The 17,081-nt window shown below is 57.6% G+C and carries 18 protein-coding genes and 1 pseudogene; 7 read left to right on the plus strand and 12 right to left on the minus strand.

The genetic code is table 11. The annotated features are described in order from the left end of the window. Positions 1–135: 135 nt before the first annotated feature. Positions 136–762 carry a TetR/AcrR family transcriptional regulator gene (locus tag KVH01_RS15725; RefSeq protein WP_217882003.1) on the minus strand — a complete coding sequence of 209 codons (627 nt, stop codon included), beginning with the start codon at positions 760–762 and terminating at the stop codon, positions 136–138. Positions 763–884: 122 nt separating this feature from the next. Between KVH01_RS15725 and KVH01_RS15730 the strand changes: the two genes are divergently transcribed. The 4 genes from KVH01_RS15730 to KVH01_RS15745 all read left to right on the plus strand — a co-directional run bounded on the left by KVH01_RS15730 (position 885) and on the right by KVH01_RS15745 (position 5,116). Further along, complete coding sequence (locus KVH01_RS15730; protein ID WP_217882004.1) at positions 885–1,943, plus strand: MBL fold metallo-hydrolase; 1,059 nt, start codon at positions 885–887, stop codon at positions 1,941–1,943. 108 nt (positions 1,944–2,051) lie between these two features. Next, positions 2,052–2,777, plus strand: a complete 726-nt coding sequence (locus KVH01_RS15735) for a hypothetical protein (RefSeq protein ID WP_225924203.1) — start codon at positions 2,052–2,054, stop codon at positions 2,775–2,777. Between the two features lie 201 nt (positions 2,778–2,978). Beyond that, positions 2,979–4,430 (plus strand): amidase family protein, encoded by a 1,452-nt coding sequence (locus tag KVH01_RS15740; protein WP_217882035.1) that lies wholly within the window; start codon positions 2,979–2,981, stop codon positions 4,428–4,430. A 125-nt stretch (positions 4,431–4,555) separates the two neighbouring features. After that, positions 4,556–5,116 (plus strand): AAA family ATPase, encoded by a 561-nt coding sequence (locus KVH01_RS15745; RefSeq protein WP_217882005.1) that lies wholly within the window; start codon positions 4,556–4,558, stop codon positions 5,114–5,116. Here KVH01_RS15745 and KVH01_RS15750 read toward each other — a convergent pair. The 7 genes from KVH01_RS15750 to argH form a co-directional block, all read right to left on the minus strand. Next, a complete protein-coding gene (locus KVH01_RS15750; protein WP_217882006.1) occupies positions 5,046–5,426 on the minus strand; it encodes a helix-turn-helix domain-containing protein in 381 nt (126 codons plus the stop codon). The two genes, KVH01_RS15745 and KVH01_RS15750, sit on opposite strands and share 71 nt — an antisense overlap. A gap of 105 nt (positions 5,427–5,531) precedes the next feature. Further along, complete coding sequence (locus KVH01_RS15755) at positions 5,532–6,479, minus strand: hypothetical protein (RefSeq protein ID WP_217882007.1); 948 nt, start codon at positions 6,477–6,479, stop codon at positions 5,532–5,534. A 53-nt stretch (positions 6,480–6,532) separates the two neighbouring features. Next, positions 6,533–7,702 carry an MFS transporter gene (locus KVH01_RS15760; protein ID WP_217882008.1) on the minus strand — a complete coding sequence of 390 codons (1,170 nt, stop codon included), beginning with the start codon at positions 7,700–7,702 and terminating at the stop codon, positions 6,533–6,535. A gap of 172 nt (positions 7,703–7,874) precedes the next feature. Continuing rightward, positions 7,875–8,696, minus strand: coding sequence for an ABC transporter substrate-binding protein (locus tag KVH01_RS15765; RefSeq protein ID WP_217882009.1), 822 nt, complete (start codon positions 8,694–8,696; stop codon positions 7,875–7,877). A gap of 25 nt (positions 8,697–8,721) precedes the next feature. Then, positions 8,722–9,486: an amino acid ABC transporter ATP-binding protein gene (locus KVH01_RS15770; protein WP_034108897.1), complete on the minus strand. Its 765-nt coding sequence runs from the start codon at positions 9,484–9,486 to the stop codon at positions 8,722–8,724. Between the two features lie 24 nt (positions 9,487–9,510). Further along, positions 9,511–10,389, minus strand: coding sequence for an amino acid ABC transporter permease (locus KVH01_RS15775; protein WP_124401649.1), 879 nt, complete (start codon positions 10,387–10,389; stop codon positions 9,511–9,513). Positions 10,390–10,496: 107 nt separating this feature from the next. Continuing rightward, complete coding sequence (gene argH, locus KVH01_RS15780; protein WP_217882010.1) at positions 10,497–11,924, minus strand: argininosuccinate lyase; 1,428 nt, start codon at positions 11,922–11,924, stop codon at positions 10,497–10,499. A gap of 193 nt (positions 11,925–12,117) precedes the next feature. On the opposite strand from argH, the gene KVH01_RS15785 reads away from it, so the two are divergent. Then, a complete protein-coding gene (locus KVH01_RS15785; RefSeq protein ID WP_217882011.1) occupies positions 12,118–13,077 on the plus strand; it encodes a LysR family transcriptional regulator in 960 nt (319 codons plus the stop codon). Between the two features lie 98 nt (positions 13,078–13,175). On the opposite strand, the gene KVH01_RS15790 is transcribed toward KVH01_RS15785, so the two are convergent. The 3 genes and pseudogenes from KVH01_RS15790 to KVH01_RS15800 all read right to left on the minus strand — a co-directional run bounded on the left by KVH01_RS15790 (position 13,176) and on the right by KVH01_RS15800 (position 15,382). Beyond that, a complete protein-coding gene (locus KVH01_RS15790; protein WP_124380199.1) occupies positions 13,176–13,823 on the minus strand; it encodes an HAD-IB family hydrolase in 648 nt (215 codons plus the stop codon). A 72-nt stretch (positions 13,824–13,895) separates the two neighbouring features. Continuing rightward, positions 13,896–14,084 (minus strand): annotated as a pseudogene (locus tag KVH01_RS15795) (HNH endonuclease); the annotation flags it as partial. Positions 14,085–14,131: 47 nt separating this feature from the next. Then, positions 14,132–15,382, minus strand: a complete 1,251-nt coding sequence (locus tag KVH01_RS15800; RefSeq protein WP_057023889.1) for a ribonucleotide-diphosphate reductase subunit beta — start codon at positions 15,380–15,382, stop codon at positions 14,132–14,134. A 468-nt stretch (positions 15,383–15,850) separates the two neighbouring features. On the opposite strand from KVH01_RS15800, the gene vapB reads away from it, so the two are divergent. Both vapB and KVH01_RS15810 read left to right on the plus strand, forming a co-directional pair. Continuing rightward, complete coding sequence (gene vapB, locus KVH01_RS15805; protein ID WP_043050337.1) at positions 15,851–16,081, plus strand: type II toxin-antitoxin system VapB family antitoxin; 231 nt, start codon at positions 15,851–15,853, stop codon at positions 16,079–16,081. Continuing rightward, positions 16,078–16,491, plus strand: coding sequence for a type II toxin-antitoxin system VapC family toxin (locus KVH01_RS15810; RefSeq protein ID WP_043050338.1), 414 nt, complete (start codon positions 16,078–16,080; stop codon positions 16,489–16,491). Before vapB ends, KVH01_RS15810 begins: the two co-directional genes overlap by 4 nt. A 157-nt stretch (positions 16,492–16,648) precedes the next feature. Here the strand turns inward: KVH01_RS15810 and KVH01_RS15815 are convergent, their stop codons facing one another. Continuing rightward, a complete protein-coding gene (locus tag KVH01_RS15815; RefSeq protein WP_217882012.1) occupies positions 16,649–16,918 on the minus strand; it encodes a DUF2790 domain-containing protein in 270 nt (89 codons plus the stop codon). Between the last annotated feature and the right edge of the window lie 163 nt (positions 16,919–17,081).

Raw genomic sequence — 17,081 nt, forward strand, 5'->3', positions numbered from 1 at the left:
GGAACCGCTGATCGGTAAATGCGAGCGATTGTCGATTATTCCTGTGGGAATAATCAGTGTCCTTCCAGGCCATTTGCGCAAAACAGCGGGTGAATGCGCCAAATACGACCTGGAATGTCGCCCAGGCAACAGGACTTAGTGCGGGCGTGGTGCGCTGACTTCGTAGCCGGCGAGGAACAGGTCGATGGCCGACTCGATGACATCGGCCTGGGCGGCAGCGTCGAGGGTGGGCTGGCCAAGGGTTATCTGCGGCCAGAATGCGAAAGCCTTGAGCAGGCTTTGGATCTGGTGGGCAGCGAAAGCCGGGTCGGCGCAGTTGAGACGGCCGTCTTCCCGTGCGGCGCGTACCCATTGGGTAAAACCTTCTTCCCGTGCGCTCAGGCGGTTGACCATGTCTTGCGCGCGGTCCGGCGAATGGATGGTGGCAGCGATAGCCACACGTGCCAGGTCGAGGAAGTTGGCATCCGACATCATCTTCATTTTGGCTTCCAGCAACCTGCGCAGTTGATCGCGCAAAGGGCGGTCGCTGGCGTAGTTCACGTCCAGTTGCGCGACGCTGTTGGCCCATAGCTGGTGGAGGATCTCGGCGAACAGCTCTTCCTTGCTGGGGAAGTGGTTGTACACCGTGCGCTTGGAAACACCGGCAGTGGCGGCGATTTTGTCCATGCTGGTAACCTCGAAGCCGTTCTCGCGAAATTCGGCGATAGCCGCCGCCACGATGGCTTCGCGTTTACGCACGGTGAGGCGCTTGGGGGCAGTCATGGATAACATTCGACTCAAAATGGAAATTACACTCGGCAGTTTACTTGCTCCGGCTTTTGTTGCAATCTAGAAACTACACTGTGCAGTGTAATTCTTGTGCGGACCGTAGGAGTCACTCTGTAATGGCCACGATTTCAAACCGTCCCGCCCCTGCGCCTGTAGCGCTCAAGCCTGCCAGGCAGGGCCAGAGGCATTTCAGCAATGACGCCCCGATTCAGCATGGCGGCTTTGGCAAGACCCTGCGTATTTTCTGGAACATGCTGTTCAACAAGCCGCGCACCACACGGCCGGTGGGGCAGATTCCGGTTCAGCCCCTGACCCGTGGACAGTTGTTGGCCGCCCCTGATCACAGCGTGTATCGCCTCGGGCATTCGACCGTATTGCTGAAAATGCGCGGTAAATTCTGGGTCACTGACCCGGTATTCGCCGAGCGTGCCTCGCCGTTCAGTTGGGCCGGCCCCAAGCGTTTTCACCAGCCGCCCATCAGCCTTGAAGAGTTGCCTCCCCTGGAGGCAGTTATTCTTTCCCACAACCACTACGACCACCTTGACCGCAAGGCGGTGGTTCGATTGGCTGAGAAGACGCGTTACTTCCTGGCACCCTTGGGCGTAGGCGACGTACTGATCAAGTGGGGGGTAGACGCCAGCAAAGTCCATCAGTTGGATTGGTGGCAGGGCACCGAGGTGGAAGGCATTCGTTTTATCGCCACCCCGGCGCAGCATTTCTCCGGGCGTGGCCTGTTTGATAGCAACCAGACGCTGTGGTGTTCCTGGGTGATGATTGACGATGCGCGCAGAATCTTTTTCAGTGGCGACACCGGCTATTTCGACGGTTTCAAACGTATCGGCGAGCAATACGGTCCGTTTGACCTGACCCTGATGGAAACCGGTGCTTACAACCTCGATTGGCCCCACGTACACATGCAGCCTGAGGAAACGCTGCAGGCGCATATCGATCTCAAGGGGCGCTGGTTGCTGCCAATCCATAACGGCACCTTCGACCTGGCATTCCACGCCTGGCATGAACCCTTCGACCGCATCATGGCCCTGGCCTGGGAACGCAATATATCGATCACCACCCCGGCGATGGGGCAGGCGTTCCGCTTGAACCAGCCCGAGCGTGGGTGTGCCTGGTGGTTGGAGGTGGAGTCTCAACCTGTGCAGGAGCCGGCAGCAGGCTGAGCCAGGCCCCGTAAGGAAAAGAGCTTTTCATAGGATTTCAGCCCTGCGACAAACGTCAGACTAGAGTGCGATGATCTCCGGAAATTTTATTTCGGGGAGGATGTTCCGATGGACAGCCATTGTAAGAATCTTTGGAAGACGGGCTTGCCTTGTGCCTTCGGCCAGCCCTCACCCGTGCCCGTCAACGCTGCCGACGTTCCTGCTCCATTGCTCAATGTTGCTCCGGTTTCTATCGTTTTTAGCACCGGGCAACGCGCTGGTAATACGCCCATACCCGGGTATAACGCCCTGGCCCCCCAGATAAACCCGGTGCGTGACCCCGCGCTATCCCTTATCGCCATCAGTGGCATGGACCCTACCGAACCCGTGATGGTGGGGGTCCCCCTGGTATTGAATAACACTACGTTCACCGCTTCACTAGAGCTGGCAGGCTACCGTCTGGGCTACGCCGAACGTTATGTACAGGGTAAGCAGGCTGAACTCGTCGAACACGGTGCAGGTTTGCGCCGAGTCTTCGACACCCTGCGCCGGGCCGGCGCGCAATGGGTGGCGGTAGACGTGCAGCGTGGCAGCGACAGCGTCCAGGCCTGTCACGAAATCGATGAGCTGGTAGCTGGTCTTCGCCTTGATGCTCTGGTGTCAGACGATCCAAATGCAGGGTTTCAGCACGCCTGCAGAAGCGGATACCCCAGTGTCTGTGAAACGCTGGAGGATGGATCGAAAGTCTGGTTTTACGGCGCCCGTTGGGCGGGTGATCGCTTGACGGCCCTGTTGCGCGCTTACCGCCAGCTAAGACCAAAATTTGTATTGGCGCCTACGCCAGACGGGGAATGATAGGACGGCGTGGCCGGATTCGCCTGAAATAGTGCGGCGGCGGCGTTTCTTAGACTGGTGTGGGGTTATCGACCGTTAACCCTCGCACTCAGTCAAGTAGAGAGGCACTTCATGATCGGACCCGTGTCGACAGGCGGATGGGGGACAGGCTTGTTCCAGGAGCTTTCAAACCCACCACAAGGCTTTAAGAGCGCCTGTCAAATGTCAGTGGAAATGGCCCAGGGAAGCGGTGTCACCGCGCAGTCGCTGTTGAAGGACTCGCTCAAGCAAATTGCCAACATTGATCGTGGGCTACAAGGCGGCAATGCGTTTTTGGAAACAAACCCGGACGCCCTGCGTGATGCGAAGGCACGTGATCAGGAGCGTGCCAACGGCCATGTGCGTGGGCATTTGCACGGCGTACCGATAGCGCTCAAGGATGTATTTGAAACCAATGATCGCATGCAGACCAGCGCAGGCTCGAAGGCGTTGGTTGGAGCGCCTGCCACTAGAAACGCCACGGTTGTCGACAATTTGTTGAAGGCTGGGGTGGTGATTGTGGGTAAAACCAATATGAGTGAATTGTCCAACTTTCGCTCTCAATCACCAGCGGACGGTTGGAGTTCCCGCGGCGGCCAGACGCTGAACCCGCATCGCCTGGGAGGGCAGGTGGCAGGGTCGAGTTCAGGCTCGGCAGTGGCGGTTGCCCAAGGGCATGTGCCATTGGCCTTGGGGTTGGAAACCAACGGTTCGATTATCAGTCCAGCAGCCTACAACGGCGTTTTTGGCCTGAAAACCACGGTAGGACTGCTCAGCACCGAGGGCGTCATGACCAGTACGCGCCTGGATGCGATCGGTACTTTCACTCGTAATGTCTGTGATGCGGCAGAGGCCCTCAACGCAATGACCGGAACCAATGCCTACACCGATGGCCTGCATGCCGACGCCTTGAAAGGTAAGCGAATTGGCTATACGCCTTTGCCTGAATTTTCCGAGAAGGAAGCCAAGGACCCGGCCAAACGCGCAGATCGCAAGCATTACGAAAAGGCGCTCGATGTGTTGAAGGACCAAGGTGCGATCCTGGTGCCGGTGAGGCGGTTGGAGGAGGGCGTCACTGATGAGACCTACGAGCGTTACATCGAAGTGTTGTTCGCAGAGGTCAAGCAACAACTGGAAGACTACCTGGCTGGACGAGAAGGTTTGCCGGTCAAATCACTTTCGGAGCTGATTGCTTTTATCAAGCGCAACCAGCAGCCGGGTGAGCCTGACCAGAAGCTGTTGGAACTGATCAACAGCCTGGAAACGACTCAGGAACAGCGCGACAAGTTGTGGGAGGAGATCCTTCCCATCTTTCAGAAAACCATCGACGATCCAATGAGGGAACACAAACTCGACGCGATGGTGTCGAACTTCCTATCCCATAATTATTTCTTCAGTGCGGCAGCCGGCTACCCAGGCCTGTCGGTTCCTTCTGGAATGGATGATGAAGGCATGCCGACCGCGCTCTACTTTCATGGTTCGGGCAACAGCGAAGCCACCTTGCTCTCAGTCGCCTATGGTTATGAACAAGCCACGCAAGCGATTCAGAAACCGGCTTTTCTGCCAGGGGCTCCCTTCACGCCGGCCCCGGTAAGTGCAGATGAAACCGTTGAGGTCTCTGCCACTGGCGCTTGAGTTTGAATCAACCTCTGCTGGCTGATGCCCGCAGAGGTTGCCTAAGGGGCGACTTCAATTTCTCCGTATCGCCATCGCAGGCATGACGCGGCCACGGCTACACTCTATGCCAGGGGGGAAAAGCCATGGACAGTTATAGAATCCACATCCTCGGCGCTGCGGGAGCCGGCACAACTACTTTGGGCAAGGCCCTGGCTGAACATTTGAACATTGCCTATTTCGACTCGGATTTCTATTACTGGCAGCAAACCCCGGAACCCTTCACCATCGCCCGACCCCGGGACGAACGCATTCAGCTACTGCAGGAACACACTGCCGGCCATGAAAGCTGGGTGCTGTCTGGCTCTTTGTGCGGATGGGGCGACGCCATGATCGCGCAGTTCACCCACGTAGTGTTCCTGCGCCTGGATCCTGAGGTGCGCCTGCACCGCCTGCGCTTGCGGGAGGTGGAGCGCTACGGCGAGCAGATCCTGGAAGGTGGAAGCCGTCACCAAAACAGCGTCGCTTTCCTCACCTGGGCGGCACGTTACGATGCCGGAAACCACAGTTTCCGTAGCCTGCGTCGGCACGAAACCTGGTTGGAACCACTGCATTGCCCGGTACTACGGTTGGACTCTACGCACCATTCGGTTGAGGCGTTGGTGAGTCAATTGTTGCCGTTGTTGTGCCCAGCAACCGAGACATAAGGCCCTGATTTGTGGGTTCGGCTGCTGGTGTGTCAAACCGGCGTGCACTCATGCCCCAGCCCGGCGCAAACCCCGGGAAAAATACCAGCCCTTCAGCCTCGAGGCGAAACGCCAGGATCAAACGGGTTTGATCGTCGACGTCGCCGTGGCTTTCCAATTGTTGAATCGCCGCCACCGCCACACCCGCCTGGCGAGCCAGTTCTTCGCGGCTCCAGCCCAGCATGAGGCGGGCCTGCGCGCAGTGTTTGGCGGTGAATTGATGCAGCACGATCTGCTGTTCTACGAAAGAGCTCATTGCCAGAGAGGACATGGGGGTTCTCCAGGTTCGACGGTTGAGGCGCAACTATACTGTGTTTTTGTACAGTTGTTTGTACCGCTCATCATCTGGATTATTTCGTGGGCGTTTCAGCCCCGATCACTCCAGCCCTGGCGCCTCCCGGATGATCAAGTGATCCAGGTTCTCGATATTCGCGCTGAATACCCCGAACGTTTGCTCGGGGTTGTTCTTGCTGGGCACCTGCTTGAATTGCGGCGTAACCCCGTAGAAGAAGCAATACAGCGGCCGTTCGCTGCAGGCCGCCGCCTTGATCTGCTCCAGGAATGCGCTGCGCTTGCGATAATGCTCGATGAGTTTTTTGCTCAGGTAGACGTTGACCGAGTACGGCTTCTTGTCGAGCCACACCTTCTTTTCGAAATCGATACGAAAGCTGCTGGTGTAGTCTTTGATTGCCTTGATCTTGCCCCAGTAGATCAGGCCCTTGTTGTCTTGCAGGTATTCGATCTTCTTGAAAAACGTCCAGTAGGTCGCCGTGTGCTCACCGATCTTCAAGGGCATGGCCTTGAGCTTGTCCTTGTCATCAATGTTGGACACATAGCACTCCACCGGGTGGGCGAACACGCTGGTTTTGTCCGGGGTTGTGTCGCTGTGGTCATGGCCTGTTGTAATGCGGTTTGAAGGCGCTTTCGTTGGCTCTGGAGAGACGTTTGCATCGGTGCCGACAACAGCTGTCCTACGTGCGTACTGACGGCGTGTCAGCACAAATTCCGATGGGAAATTGTCCTCGCGCTCGTCGTCATTTTCACCGGTCGCGGTTTTTTGGTTGCTGGCATAGCGGCAGCCGTCGATATGCCGGGTGCCGGGTTTGTTCTTGAAGTGCGGTGTACGCAGGTAGTTGACGTTCTTGGCGTTGAAGGTACTCAACACATTGTTCGCATCGAACATGGCGCGGCAGGCATCGTTGGGGCAGAGGAAGCTGTCCTTGTCGGAATCGAAATCGGCGGTTTCGTCGAAATTCAGCTCTCGAACATCGTAGATCGACAATTTGTCATCGAGACTCAGGCTGTAGGCCGTGTCGAATTTCATGGGCTCGGGTCCGTGAGAAGTTTCGCTATTAATAGCGGGATCCTAGCTAAATATCAGCAAGAACCTGCCACGCGTCGGCCACTCAAGAAACACAGGGTGCCGCCCACGGCGGTGAGGGCGGCCAGGGCATAGAACATGCTGGTCGGCGCAGCGTTGATCAGCAAATAGCCACAAATCACCGGGCTCATTGCTCCACCGAACGCTGCCAGGTTCTGCGCGCCGTAGTAACTGCCCCGTAGTGCATCCGGCGCGATGGTGTCGATAAATAGAAATTCAGAAGGGTAGATGATCATCTCACCCAAGGTGAACACGAACATCGCCAGGCACCAGGTGACCAGGCTGTCGGCCTGGCTGAACCCCACCAACCCGCCGATAAACAGCAAGGTGCCCAGTACGATCCAGTGGCGCAATTGCTCACGCTTGAGGAAGCGGCCGATCTGGTACTGCATCAAAATCACCGTGATGGCGTTGCAGGCCAGCACCGCCGACAGAGTCTTTAACGCTTGCCCAGGTTTGTAGGCCACCAGCAAAAACTGCGACAGATACAGGGTGTAGCGCCCATGGACAATGGTGCTCAACAGGCTGCCGCTGGTAAATAGGATCAGCGTGCGGTCGCTGCGCAAGGTGCGCAGGGTGCTGAGGAAACTCTGGGGTTTATGGCTGTCATCCCGCTGGGTCGGTGCAATGCCGATCATCAGGAACAGGCTGCCAAAGGCAATGGCGCTGGCGAGCAGGAACGGTGCCCAGGGTAATTGGCCGGCGATCACCACACCCAGCATCGGGCCGGTTGCGTAGCCGACATTGGTCAGGGTATAGCGCAGGGAGAACACCTTGGCGCGTTCGCCCACCGGCAGGTTCTCGCTGATGATCGCCTTGGAGCCGATCAGGAACAGCGCCGACGCGGCTTCAGTGATCACCAGGGTCAGGGTGGTGAGGTAGAGGTTGCTGGCAAAGGTCAGCAACAGAAAACCGATGGAGCTGGAGAGCATGGCCAGGATCAGCAGCTTGCGCTTTTCCAGGCGGTCGATGATGTAGCCGCCGTACAAGCCCAGCAACGTGGCGATGAACACGGCGGTGCCCATCAACAGGCCAATGTCCTGCTGGTCGAGGCCCAGGCGTGTGCTCAGCCAGAGGGCCAGCAACGGACTGGTCATGGCGCGGCTGACCACGATGGTCACCGAGCAAATCATCAGGCGGCGGATTACCAGGGAATAGGTGACCACGGTAGGTGCGAGAGTCCTAGTAATTACTTGAAGACAACACAGATCAAAAAGACAACACAGGTCAAATGTGGGAGGGGGCTTGCTCCCGATGGCGGTACTTCAGACAAGCATCAGGTGACTGAACCATTGCTATCGGGAGCAGGCCCCCTCCCACATTTTTTAGACCTTGGTTTTACTGACCAGAATTGATGGTGATTTTTTCCACCGCACCCTGCTCCAGATCCCACTTCTTCAAGATCTTGCCGTAGGTCCCGTCGTCAATCATTCCCTGCAACGCCTCACTGATCGCCGTGACCAACTCGGTATTGCTCTTCTCAATCCCAAGCCCGGTGAATTGCTTGGAAATCGCCTGACCCACCGGCTTGTACTTACCCTTATCCAGCGACATCAGATAAGGAATGGTCTCGCTGCCCTGCATCGCCGCATCCAAGCGGTTTTGCTGCAACTGCGCCCGCGCATCCGCCGAGCCTTCGGTGCCGATCACCACAATCGCCGGCTTACCTGCTGCTTCGCAGTTTGCCTTGCTCCACGCGGTAATTTCCGACGGCCAGGTCGTACGGCGGCTGGTGCCGACTTTTTTACCGCACAGGTCGGTCAATTCCTTGAGGTCTTCACGCTTGGCCAAAGTGTAGAGCTGCGGGCCGCTGGTGAAGTAGTCAATGAAGGTCACCGCCTTCTGGCGTTCGGCGGTGTCGGTCATGCCCGATAACACGATGTCCACGCGCTTGGTGGTCAGTCCGCTAAGCATCTGCTCGAAGCCGGTTTCCTGCCACTTGATCTTCACGCCCAAGCGCTCGGCGAGAGCGTTGCCCAGGTCAAAGTCGAGACCGGTGAGCTTGTTGGTGGCCGGGTCCTTGAAATCCATCGGCGGGTAGTTCGGCACGATGGCCGCGCTGATCTCACCCTTGTCCTTGATTGTCGCCGGCAATGCCGCGAATACACACGAGGAGGCCATCAGGCCTGCGAGCAAGGTGGGGATAAACAATTTTTTCATGGGGGCGTTCTCGTTAGTTTTTTAGTTAAGTGCGAACGGCAGAAATAAAGCTTTGGGTACGCGGGTTTTGTGGGCTTATTAGAATTTCTTCCGGGCTGCCGGCTTCCACAATCTGGCCGGCATCCATAAACACCATGCGGTTGGAGACTTCGCGGGCAAAGCCCAGCTCATGGGTGACCACGATCATGGTCATGCCAGTGGTAGCCAAGTCGCGCATCACCGACAGCACTTCGCCTACCAGTTCCGGGTCAAGGGCTGACGTGGGTTCGTCAAACAACATCAGCTTGGGGCGCATCGCCAGCGCACGGGCAATCGCCACGCGTTGCTGCTGCCCGCCGGACAACTCCACCGGGTAAGCATTGCGCTTGTCCGCCAGGCCGACGCGGGCCAGCAGCTCCAGGGCATCTTCGATGGCTTCCTTGGGCGAGCGCTTGAGCACCTGGCACGGGCCTTCGATGATGTTCTGCAACACGGTCATATGCGGGAACAAATTGAAGCGCTGGAACACCATGCCGGTCGCCAGGCGTTGGCGTGCGATCTGCACCTCATTCATTTCATGCAACTTGTTGCCGACCACCCGGTAACCGACTAGCTCGCCATCGACCCACAGGCCGCCCTTGTCGATTTTTTCCAACTGGTTGACGCAGCGCAGCAACGTGCTTTTACCCGAGCCGGATGGACCGATGATGCACATTACCTCGCCCTGCTCGACCTCGATATTGATGTCGCGCAGCGCGTGATACTGGTCGTAATACTTGTTCAGGTTGACGGCCTTGACGATGCTTCTCATGGGGCAAATCTCCTCAACCCAGGCTTACGAACGCTTGCCGGCGCCGCGGGCAAAACGACGCTCAAGGCGGCTTTGACCAAATGAAAGAACGGTCACCACCGCCAGGTACCAGATACCCGCCACGATCAGCAGCTCCATGACCCGCGCGTTGGCGTAGTAGATGTTTTGCGCGTTGTGCAGCAGCTCCGAATACTGGATAACGCTGGCCAGGCTGGTCATTTTCACCATGCTGATGAACTCGTTGCCTACCGGCGGAATGATCACCCGCATGGCCTGCGGCAGAATGATCCTACGCAGCGCCTGCAGGCTCGGCATGCCGATGGACTTGGCGGCTTCGTACTGGCCGGTATCCACCGACAGCAAACCGGCGCGCACCACCTCGGCGGTGTAGGCACCCTGGTTGATACTCAAGCCGAGCAGGGCGGCTACGAACGGCGTCATCAGGTCGACGGTGTCGATGCTGAACAGGCCGGGAATCGCGATCACCGGGAAAATCAGCGCCAGGTTGAACCACAGCAATAGCTGCAGAATCAGCGGTGTGCCGCGAAACAGCCAGGTGTAGGTGATGGCTACGTAGCGCAGGATCGGGTTGGCCGACATGCGCATGATTGCCGTGATCACGCCGATTACCACGCCCAGCGCCATCGCCAGGATCGACATGATGATGGTATTGGCCAAGCCCCACAGGATCGCCTCAGACGTCAGAAACTGCCCGATGTAGGACCATTCGATCTGGCCATTGGCGAATGCGCGTAACAGCGCGGCCAACGCGATCACGATCAACGTGGCAAAAAACATTCGCCCGTAATAACGCCGCGGTACGTGTTCGTACTGGGTGATATCGAACTGGTTCTCGGACAACTTGCGCTCTATTTCCAAGCGCTCGGCCGGGGTTTGGTTCATGGTGATTCTCCAAAACTATTAACGCTCTAACGGCTGTAACGCGGTCCAAATGTGGGAGCGGGCTTGCTCGCGAAAGCGCCAGCCCAAACACCACAAATCTCTCTGCCTTAAATCCTGAATCCCTGATAACTCTCAACCCATTTCTGCTGAGCCGCCAACGCCACCTTCAACCGCCCAATCTGCTCGCGAACTCGCTCCGGCGCCGTGCCACCCCAGCCACTACGCGCCGCAATTGCCGCCTCTAAGGTCAAGCAGTCGCGCACTTCCGGCGTGAGCCGCGCATCTACCTCAGCCAACATCGCCGGTGAGGCTTCCCACAACTCAATTTCATGCTTCTCACAAGCTTGCACCAAGGCGCCGGTAATCTCGTGCGCCTCCTTGAACGGCACGCCACGGGTCGCCAACCAATCCGCCACTTCCGTCGCCAAGGTAAAGCCCATGGGCGCCTGGCGCCGCAGCTCCTCCACCTGCACCTTCATGGTCGCCACCATCCCGGCCATCGCCGGCAACACCAGCAGCAACGTATCTACGCTGTCCAACACGCTGTGCTTGTCTTCACTCAAATCGCGGTTGTACGACAGCGGCAAGGATTTAAGCGTCGACATCAACCCGGTCAGGTTGCCAATCAAGCGCCCAGCCTTGCCTCGCGCCAACTCGGCAATATCCGGGTTCTTCTTCTGCGGCATGATCGAACTGCCGGTAGCGTAGGCATCGTCCAGCACCACCCAGCGAAACTGGCGCGATGACCACAGGCAGAACTCCTCCGACAGCCGCGAAATATTTACCCCGAGCATGCCCGCGACAAACAGGAATTCCGCCACATGGTCACGGCTGGCGACCGCGTCGATGGAGTTTTCGCACGGTCCGGTGTAGCCCATTTCCTTGGCCGAATGCTCCGGCTGGCGGGCAATCGCTGACCCTGCCATCGCCGCTGCACCCAACGGCGACAATGCCGTACGCGCATCCCAGTCCACCAAGCGCTGCACATCCCGCAACATCGACTGCGCATGGGCCAGCAAGTGATGGGCGAATACAATCGGTTGCGCCTGCTGCAAGTGGGTAAAGCCGGGGCAGATACTCTCGATATGCTGCTCGGCCTGCGCCACCAATGCTTGCTGCAAACCCAACACCTCGGTGGTGATGGTGCGCGCATGGTCGCGTAGGAAAAGGCGCAAATCGTTGGCCGTCTGGTCATTGCGCGAACGTCCGGCGCGCAACTTGCCGCCCAGGGCGCCCAGGCGCTCGGTCAATACACGTTCGATGAAGGTGTGCACGTCCTCGTCATCCAGGGTCGGATGCAGGCGGCCGGCGGCGAAATCATCACCGATACGGTCCAGGGCTTCGAGGGTCCGCAGGGTCTCCGACTCATCCAGCAACCCTGCGCGCTGCAACTCCCGGGCATGGGCACGGGAGCCGGCCAAATCGTAGGGTGTCAGGCGGAAATAACGCTCAGGGCAACGGGATAACGCCGCCAAGGCGGCAGACGGACCGGTCTTGAAACGAGCGCCCCAAAGGCGGTCGGTGGGCTGGGACATGGATATTCCTCACGCTTGTTTTTAGAAGAGTCGGAGGCAGTAGCAACAGAATTTCATCGATGCAGAACCAGCGTCTGACGCGCCGTATTCAAGGTTGCCAAGGGCGGATGTTTATGTTCATTATCGCCGCCTGGCTATGTTCAAGGATTGGGTTGAAGCCTGTTGAATATGGCACTTGAGGTCAACGCGTATTATGGAAACTCCACTTTCCACTTCTGGAAACCTGCCACCCAAACCCGGCACTAGACCGCCCCTGCAACTGAGCGGGCTGGACTTCAAACTGCTGCGGGTATTTATGGCCGTGGTCGAAGCCGGTGGTTTCAGTGCCGCGCAAAACGAACTGAATGTGGGCCTGGCGGCGATCAGCAAACAGATCTCCGACCTTGAAATCCGCATCGGCATGCGCCTGTGTACACGGGGCCGGGAAGGGTTCGGGCTGACCGAGGAAGGCAAGTTGGTGTATCAAGCGTCCATTGAGTTATTCACCTCGGTGGACAGTTTTCGCGACAAGCTTAGTTCGGCTCAAAATGAGCTTATTGGCGACCTTAGTGTCGGCGTTATTGATAACACCGTTTCTGACGTTAATTCCCCGCTGATTACCGCTTTGGGTAACTTACATCGCCAATCGCCAAAAATAAGATTACGCCTGCATGCCTCGCAACTGGACGAAGTTGAACGCGGCGTCGTCGAAGGCCGCCTGATCGTCGGCATCGTCCCCGTGTACCAGCGCCGCGAAGAATTCGACTACTTCCCGCTCTACGAAGAAAAGGCCCACGCCTACTGCGCCGTAGGGCACCCGCTGTTCACCTCGAGCGACATCACCCCGGACGTGCTGCGCCAATACGAAGTGGTCAACCATCGCTACGCGATCCACCGCGACAAGCCCAACTTCGTCCACTACGACAGCCAGTGCGCCTCAGCCTCCCAGGTCGAAGCCGTCGCCATCCTGATCCTTACAGGCCGCTTCATCGGTTTCCTGCCAGAACACTACGCCGCAACGCTGGTAAGGGAAGGGCGCCTGCGCGCACTGTGCTCGGAGCAGGTTCATCTGGACACCGCTTTCAATCTGATCCTGCGCCACAACGCGCCGAGAAGCCCGATGGTAAAAGCCTTCGCAACAGCCTTGGGCGTGGACCTCAAAGCTACGACATAGCTCTCCCGAGCTACACAGGTCAACTGTGGGAGCTGTCGAGCCCCAGCGAGGCTGCGAAGGGATCGCCTCGGTCCCCCCGCCAACCCCACCCACCCGCATCACCGCTGCAACCGAGCCCGCCGTTTCTTCTTCGCATGAAAATGCCGAAAATGCGCGTCCTGCGCTGCCGCCAGCAACTCCCTATCCCCCCGCGTATCGCCCCAGGCCCTCAGCCGATACTCGCCCAAATCCCCATATACCGCCTCAAGCCGCAGCACCTTGTTCTCACAACGGCAATTATTCCCGGTGAGCTTGCCGGTCAACACCCCGTCGACAACCTCAAGCTCAGTCCCGATCAAGCGGATCCCAAGCCGATCTGCAAACGGCTGCAACACCAACGCCGGCGACGCCGAACACAGCGTCACCACCGCTCCCGAGCCCAACTCCTGCTCCACCGACAACACCCCCGCCGGGCGCATCAACCGCGCCCAATTGCGCTGGCAATACTCCTCGGCCTTCTGCTGCACCCACGTCTTCTCCACCCCAGTCATAAAGGTGCGGATCAACTGCGCTTTCAACTCATCCCGGCTGATCTGCCGCACCAAAAAGCGCAGCCCCGGTACCGCCAGTTTGACCATCCGGCCATAAAACTCACCGGGGCCAAAGGCAAACTTGAGGAAGGGCACGAAACTGTCGTGGTGGGTGAGGGTGCCGTCGAAGTCAAAGACGGAAAGTACTTTGGCGTCTGCGGGGCCGGCTTCGAGCATGTCTGGGTTCACGGGTTGGCCTCGTTCCTATCTAGTATTTTTTGTGCATGCATCAGGTGTGACAGCAGGAGTCTACTCCCGTGCCAACCTTCCGATTTTGGCGTAAAGCCCTTCGGTGAAAGCGTCCCGATCACTCGACCAGTGACAACGCTGATGGCAGTTGGGGCACAAGGCTACAGCATTGGTGATGCGATCCGAACCCTTCTGGGCCAGGTGCTTGATGTGATGTACTTCAAAAAGTGGCAATTCATCGTGCATAAAAAAGCCCTGAACAAGTCAGGGCTTCATGGTGTTGCTTGGCTCAGAAATCAATCCCAGCTCAACGCCCCACCCGTCTGATACTCAATCACCCGAGTCTCAAAGAAATTCTTTTCTTTCTTCAAGTCCATGATCTCGCTCATCCACGGGAACGGGTTAGTCGTGCCTGGGTACTCTTCCTTCAAACCAATCTGCGACAGACGACGGTTGGCGATGAATTTCAAATAGTCCTCCATCATCGCCGCGTTCATGCCCAACACGCCGCGAGGCATGGTGTCGCGAGCGTACTCGATCTCCAACTGAGTCCCTTGCAGGATCATCTGGGTCGCTTCTTCCTTCATCTCGGCATCCCACAAGTGCGGGTTTTCGATTTTGATCTGGTTGATCACATCGATACCGAAGTTCAGGTGCATCGACTCGTCGCGCAGGATGTATTGGAACTGCTCGGCCACGCCGGTCATCTTGTTGCGGCGTCCCATGGACAAAATCTGGGTGAAGCCGCAGTAGAAGAAGATGCCTTCCAGTACGCAGTAGTAGGCGACCAGGTTGCGCAGCAGTTCCTTGTCGGTCTCGACCGTGCCGGTTTCGAACTTCGGATCGGAGATCGAGCGGGTGTACTTGAGGCCCCAGGCTGCCTTTTTGGCGACCGATGGAATCTCGTGGTACATGTTGAAGATCTCGCCTTCATCCATGGCCAGCGATTCGATGCAGTACTGGTAGGCGTGGGTGTGGATCGCCTCTTCGAAGGCCTGGCGCAGGATGTACTGGCGGCATTCCGGGTTGGTGATCAGGCGGTAGACGGCCAGCACCAGGTTGTTGGCGACCAACGAGTCGGCGGTGGAGAAGAAGCCGAGGTTGCGCATGACGATGCGGCGTTCGTCGTCGGTCAGGCCTTCGGGGGTTTTCCACAGGGCGATGTCGGCGGTCATGTTGACCTCTTGCGGCATCCAGTGGTTGGCGCAGCCGTCGAGGTACTTCTGCCAGGCCCAGTCGTACTTGAAGGGTACGAGTTGATTGAGGTCGGCGCGGCAGTTGATCATGCGTTTTTCGTCAACAGCGACGCGGGCGGAGGCGCCTTCAAGTTCGGCGAGGCCTTCGGCGACGTCGAGTTTGTCCAGGGCGGCCTTGGCGCGCACGATGGCGGCCGAATCACTGGCAGTGACGGCGCGGGCTTCGATGGCGGCGGCGGCGCCGGCACCGTCGAGGCGGTCCATGTTGGCTTCGGTGGCGTGGCCGGCGTTGGCGCCTTTGGCGGCTACTTCGCCTTCTTCTTCTTTGTCGAATTCGTCCCAGCTCAGCATGACGTGTCGTCTCCTGCGTGAGGGCTCAAAGGTGCCCGTGTGAAACCGGATGGTTGGGTGTTCACACGGCCCAAAGGCCGCGGTGGATCTTAAGGAATCGTTTGTTGCAGCTAGCGCACGCATTAAACGGAATAGGGCTACGGGTGCTCTGCGTGAGGCTTGAGGGGCGCAGCAGTAGGTGCGGGATGCCTCAGGTCTGGCTGTTCATCCCTGTGTAAAGGGATATTGCAGGCCCGATTTACCCGCGCATTATAGGGAAAAATTTGGGTTTGTGTTGTGGCGGATGGTCACTGATCAGAAACAAAAAGGACGCTTTTTAAGCCGGGGTGAGAGTTTACGGGGTGTTGCTGCCGCAAGTTTTTTAGCAACTGGCACACATCTCCGATTGTCGGCGAATTGCCATATGTCTTGCATAGGCTTCTACGTATCTCTACATTGCATATGTCAGGCATAGGTAGGAGCTGAATCATGCGCACAGTCTCGATTTTTAAAAACGGAAAGAACCAGGCTATTCGATTCCCAAACGACATGGCCTATGAGGGAGTCGGCGAACTCGAAATCACCCGCAACGGAGATACGATTACGTTGCGACCTGTACGACCTAGCTGGGGGTCGTTGCGTGAACTGCCCAAGGCGGACGAAGATTTTCTTCAGGAGCGTCAGGACGTTATTGGCGATGAAGGCAGGTTCAATCTGTGACGACATACATGCTGGATACCTGCATTTGCTCATTCATCATGCGTGAACGGCCCGAGTGTGTGCTTGAGCGACTGGCATTGGAGGTCGCGAGGAGCAATCGAATCGTGATTTCGGCCATAACCTATGCCGAAATGCGATATGGACAGATTGGGAAAAAGGCTTCGCCCAAACACAAGACGTTAGTCGATGAGTTTGTGAAGCGGCTCGATGAGGTATTGCCTTGGGGCTTGGCAGCGGTGGACGCGACGGTTGAGGTGAAGCGAAGCTTGACTGGGCAAGGGTCGATCATCGGTCAAAATGACACGGCGATAGCCGGGCATGCAATTGCTGCGGGATGTACGTTGGTAACCAACAACGTCCGGGAATTCAGTCGTGTAGCGGGGTTGTCTTACGAGGACTGGGTTCACTGAAAGATCGGATGGCATCGGTACGGCTGGCGCCGCTATCGGGAGCAAGTCGAATCGTCTCACCGCCCCTCCCACAGTTTGATCGCGGGGGTGACAGGAATCGAGCCTTTGCCGCAAGAGCGATTTCTTGCGGCGAATAAGCTTCCAACTTGAATTGCTGTTATCCGTTAGAACAACCATTCCCCATCACGTGATAATTAAGAATATGCCGCTGACCTTGCGAATCTTCATATTCCATCTTCACCGGTACAACTTCGCATACTTCCGGGATGTTGCTCATGGACACTACTTTGGCCACATCCAAGTGAGTGCTATAGGTGTAGTCCTCAACGATCGGTGCATTCTGGCCAGCCAGCTCAGTCGGGGCCTCGTCGGCCAGGGCGGCGGTGGCGCACAAGCTGCTGAGGACCATAACTAATAGAGCTTTCATTTCTTCATTACCTTCTTCAGGGCGAAAGGGGTCACGGGGCCCTTGTGAGGCCGCGTGTGTAACTTAAAAGTTGGGAAGTTCGGATTAACGTGCCTTCGTGGGGGCTGTTACGTTGTTAATCACAGTGCCTTGGTTGGCGGAAGTGATTCTAAGCCTGCGCGTT

It is taken from the genome of Pseudomonas khavaziana (genome assembly GCF_019145205.1).
Taxonomy (GTDB): Bacteria; Pseudomonadota; Gammaproteobacteria; order Pseudomonadales; family Pseudomonadaceae; genus Aquipseudomonas; species Aquipseudomonas khavaziana.

What these genes read in the sequence shown, in the direction of transcription:
- KVH01_RS15735 (WP_225924203.1), top strand. Translation starts at nt 2,052, where the DNA reads ATGGACAGCCATTGTAAGAATCTTTGGAAGACGGGCTTGCCTTGTGCC.
- KVH01_RS15740 (WP_217882035.1), top strand. Translation starts at nt 2,979, where the DNA reads ATGTCAGTGGAAATGGCCCAGGGAAGCGGTGTCACCGCGCAGTCGCTG.
- vapB (WP_043050337.1), top strand. Translation starts at nt 15,851, where the DNA reads ATGCGCACAGTCTCGATTTTTAAAAACGGAAAGAACCAGGCTATTCGA.
- KVH01_RS15765 (WP_217882009.1), bottom strand. Translation starts at nt 8,696, where the DNA reads ATGAAAAAATTGTTTATCCCCACCTTGCTCGCAGGCCTGATGGCCTCC.
- KVH01_RS15755 (WP_217882007.1), bottom strand. Translation starts at nt 6,479, where the DNA reads ATGAAATTCGACACGGCCTACAGCCTGAGTCTCGATGACAAATTGTCG.
- KVH01_RS15800 (WP_057023889.1), bottom strand. Translation starts at nt 15,382, where the DNA reads ATGCTGAGCTGGGACGAATTCGACAAAGAAGAAGAAGGCGAAGTAGCC.
- KVH01_RS15790 (WP_124380199.1), bottom strand. Translation starts at nt 13,823, where the DNA reads ATGCTCGAAGCCGGCCCCGCAGACGCCAAAGTACTTTCCGTCTTTGAC.
- KVH01_RS15730 (WP_217882004.1), top strand. Translation starts at nt 885, where the DNA reads ATGGCCACGATTTCAAACCGTCCCGCCCCTGCGCCTGTAGCGCTCAAG.
- KVH01_RS15750 (WP_217882006.1), bottom strand. Translation starts at nt 5,426, where the DNA reads ATGTCCTCTCTGGCAATGAGCTCTTTCGTAGAACAGCAGATCGTGCTG.
- KVH01_RS15770 (WP_034108897.1), bottom strand. Translation starts at nt 9,486, where the DNA reads ATGAGAAGCATCGTCAAGGCCGTCAACCTGAACAAGTATTACGACCAG.
- KVH01_RS15725 (WP_217882003.1), bottom strand. Translation starts at nt 762, where the DNA reads ATGACTGCCCCCAAGCGCCTCACCGTGCGTAAACGCGAAGCCATCGTG.
- KVH01_RS15785 (WP_217882011.1), top strand. Translation starts at nt 12,118, where the DNA reads ATGGAAACTCCACTTTCCACTTCTGGAAACCTGCCACCCAAACCCGGC.
- argH (WP_217882010.1), bottom strand. Translation starts at nt 11,924, where the DNA reads ATGTCCCAGCCCACCGACCGCCTTTGGGGCGCTCGTTTCAAGACCGGT.
- KVH01_RS15775 (WP_124401649.1), bottom strand. Translation starts at nt 10,389, where the DNA reads ATGAACCAAACCCCGGCCGAGCGCTTGGAAATAGAGCGCAAGTTGTCC.
- KVH01_RS15745 (WP_217882005.1), top strand. Translation starts at nt 4,556, where the DNA reads ATGGACAGTTATAGAATCCACATCCTCGGCGCTGCGGGAGCCGGCACA.
- KVH01_RS15815 (WP_217882012.1), bottom strand. Translation starts at nt 16,918, where the DNA reads ATGAAAGCTCTATTAGTTATGGTCCTCAGCAGCTTGTGCGCCACCGCC.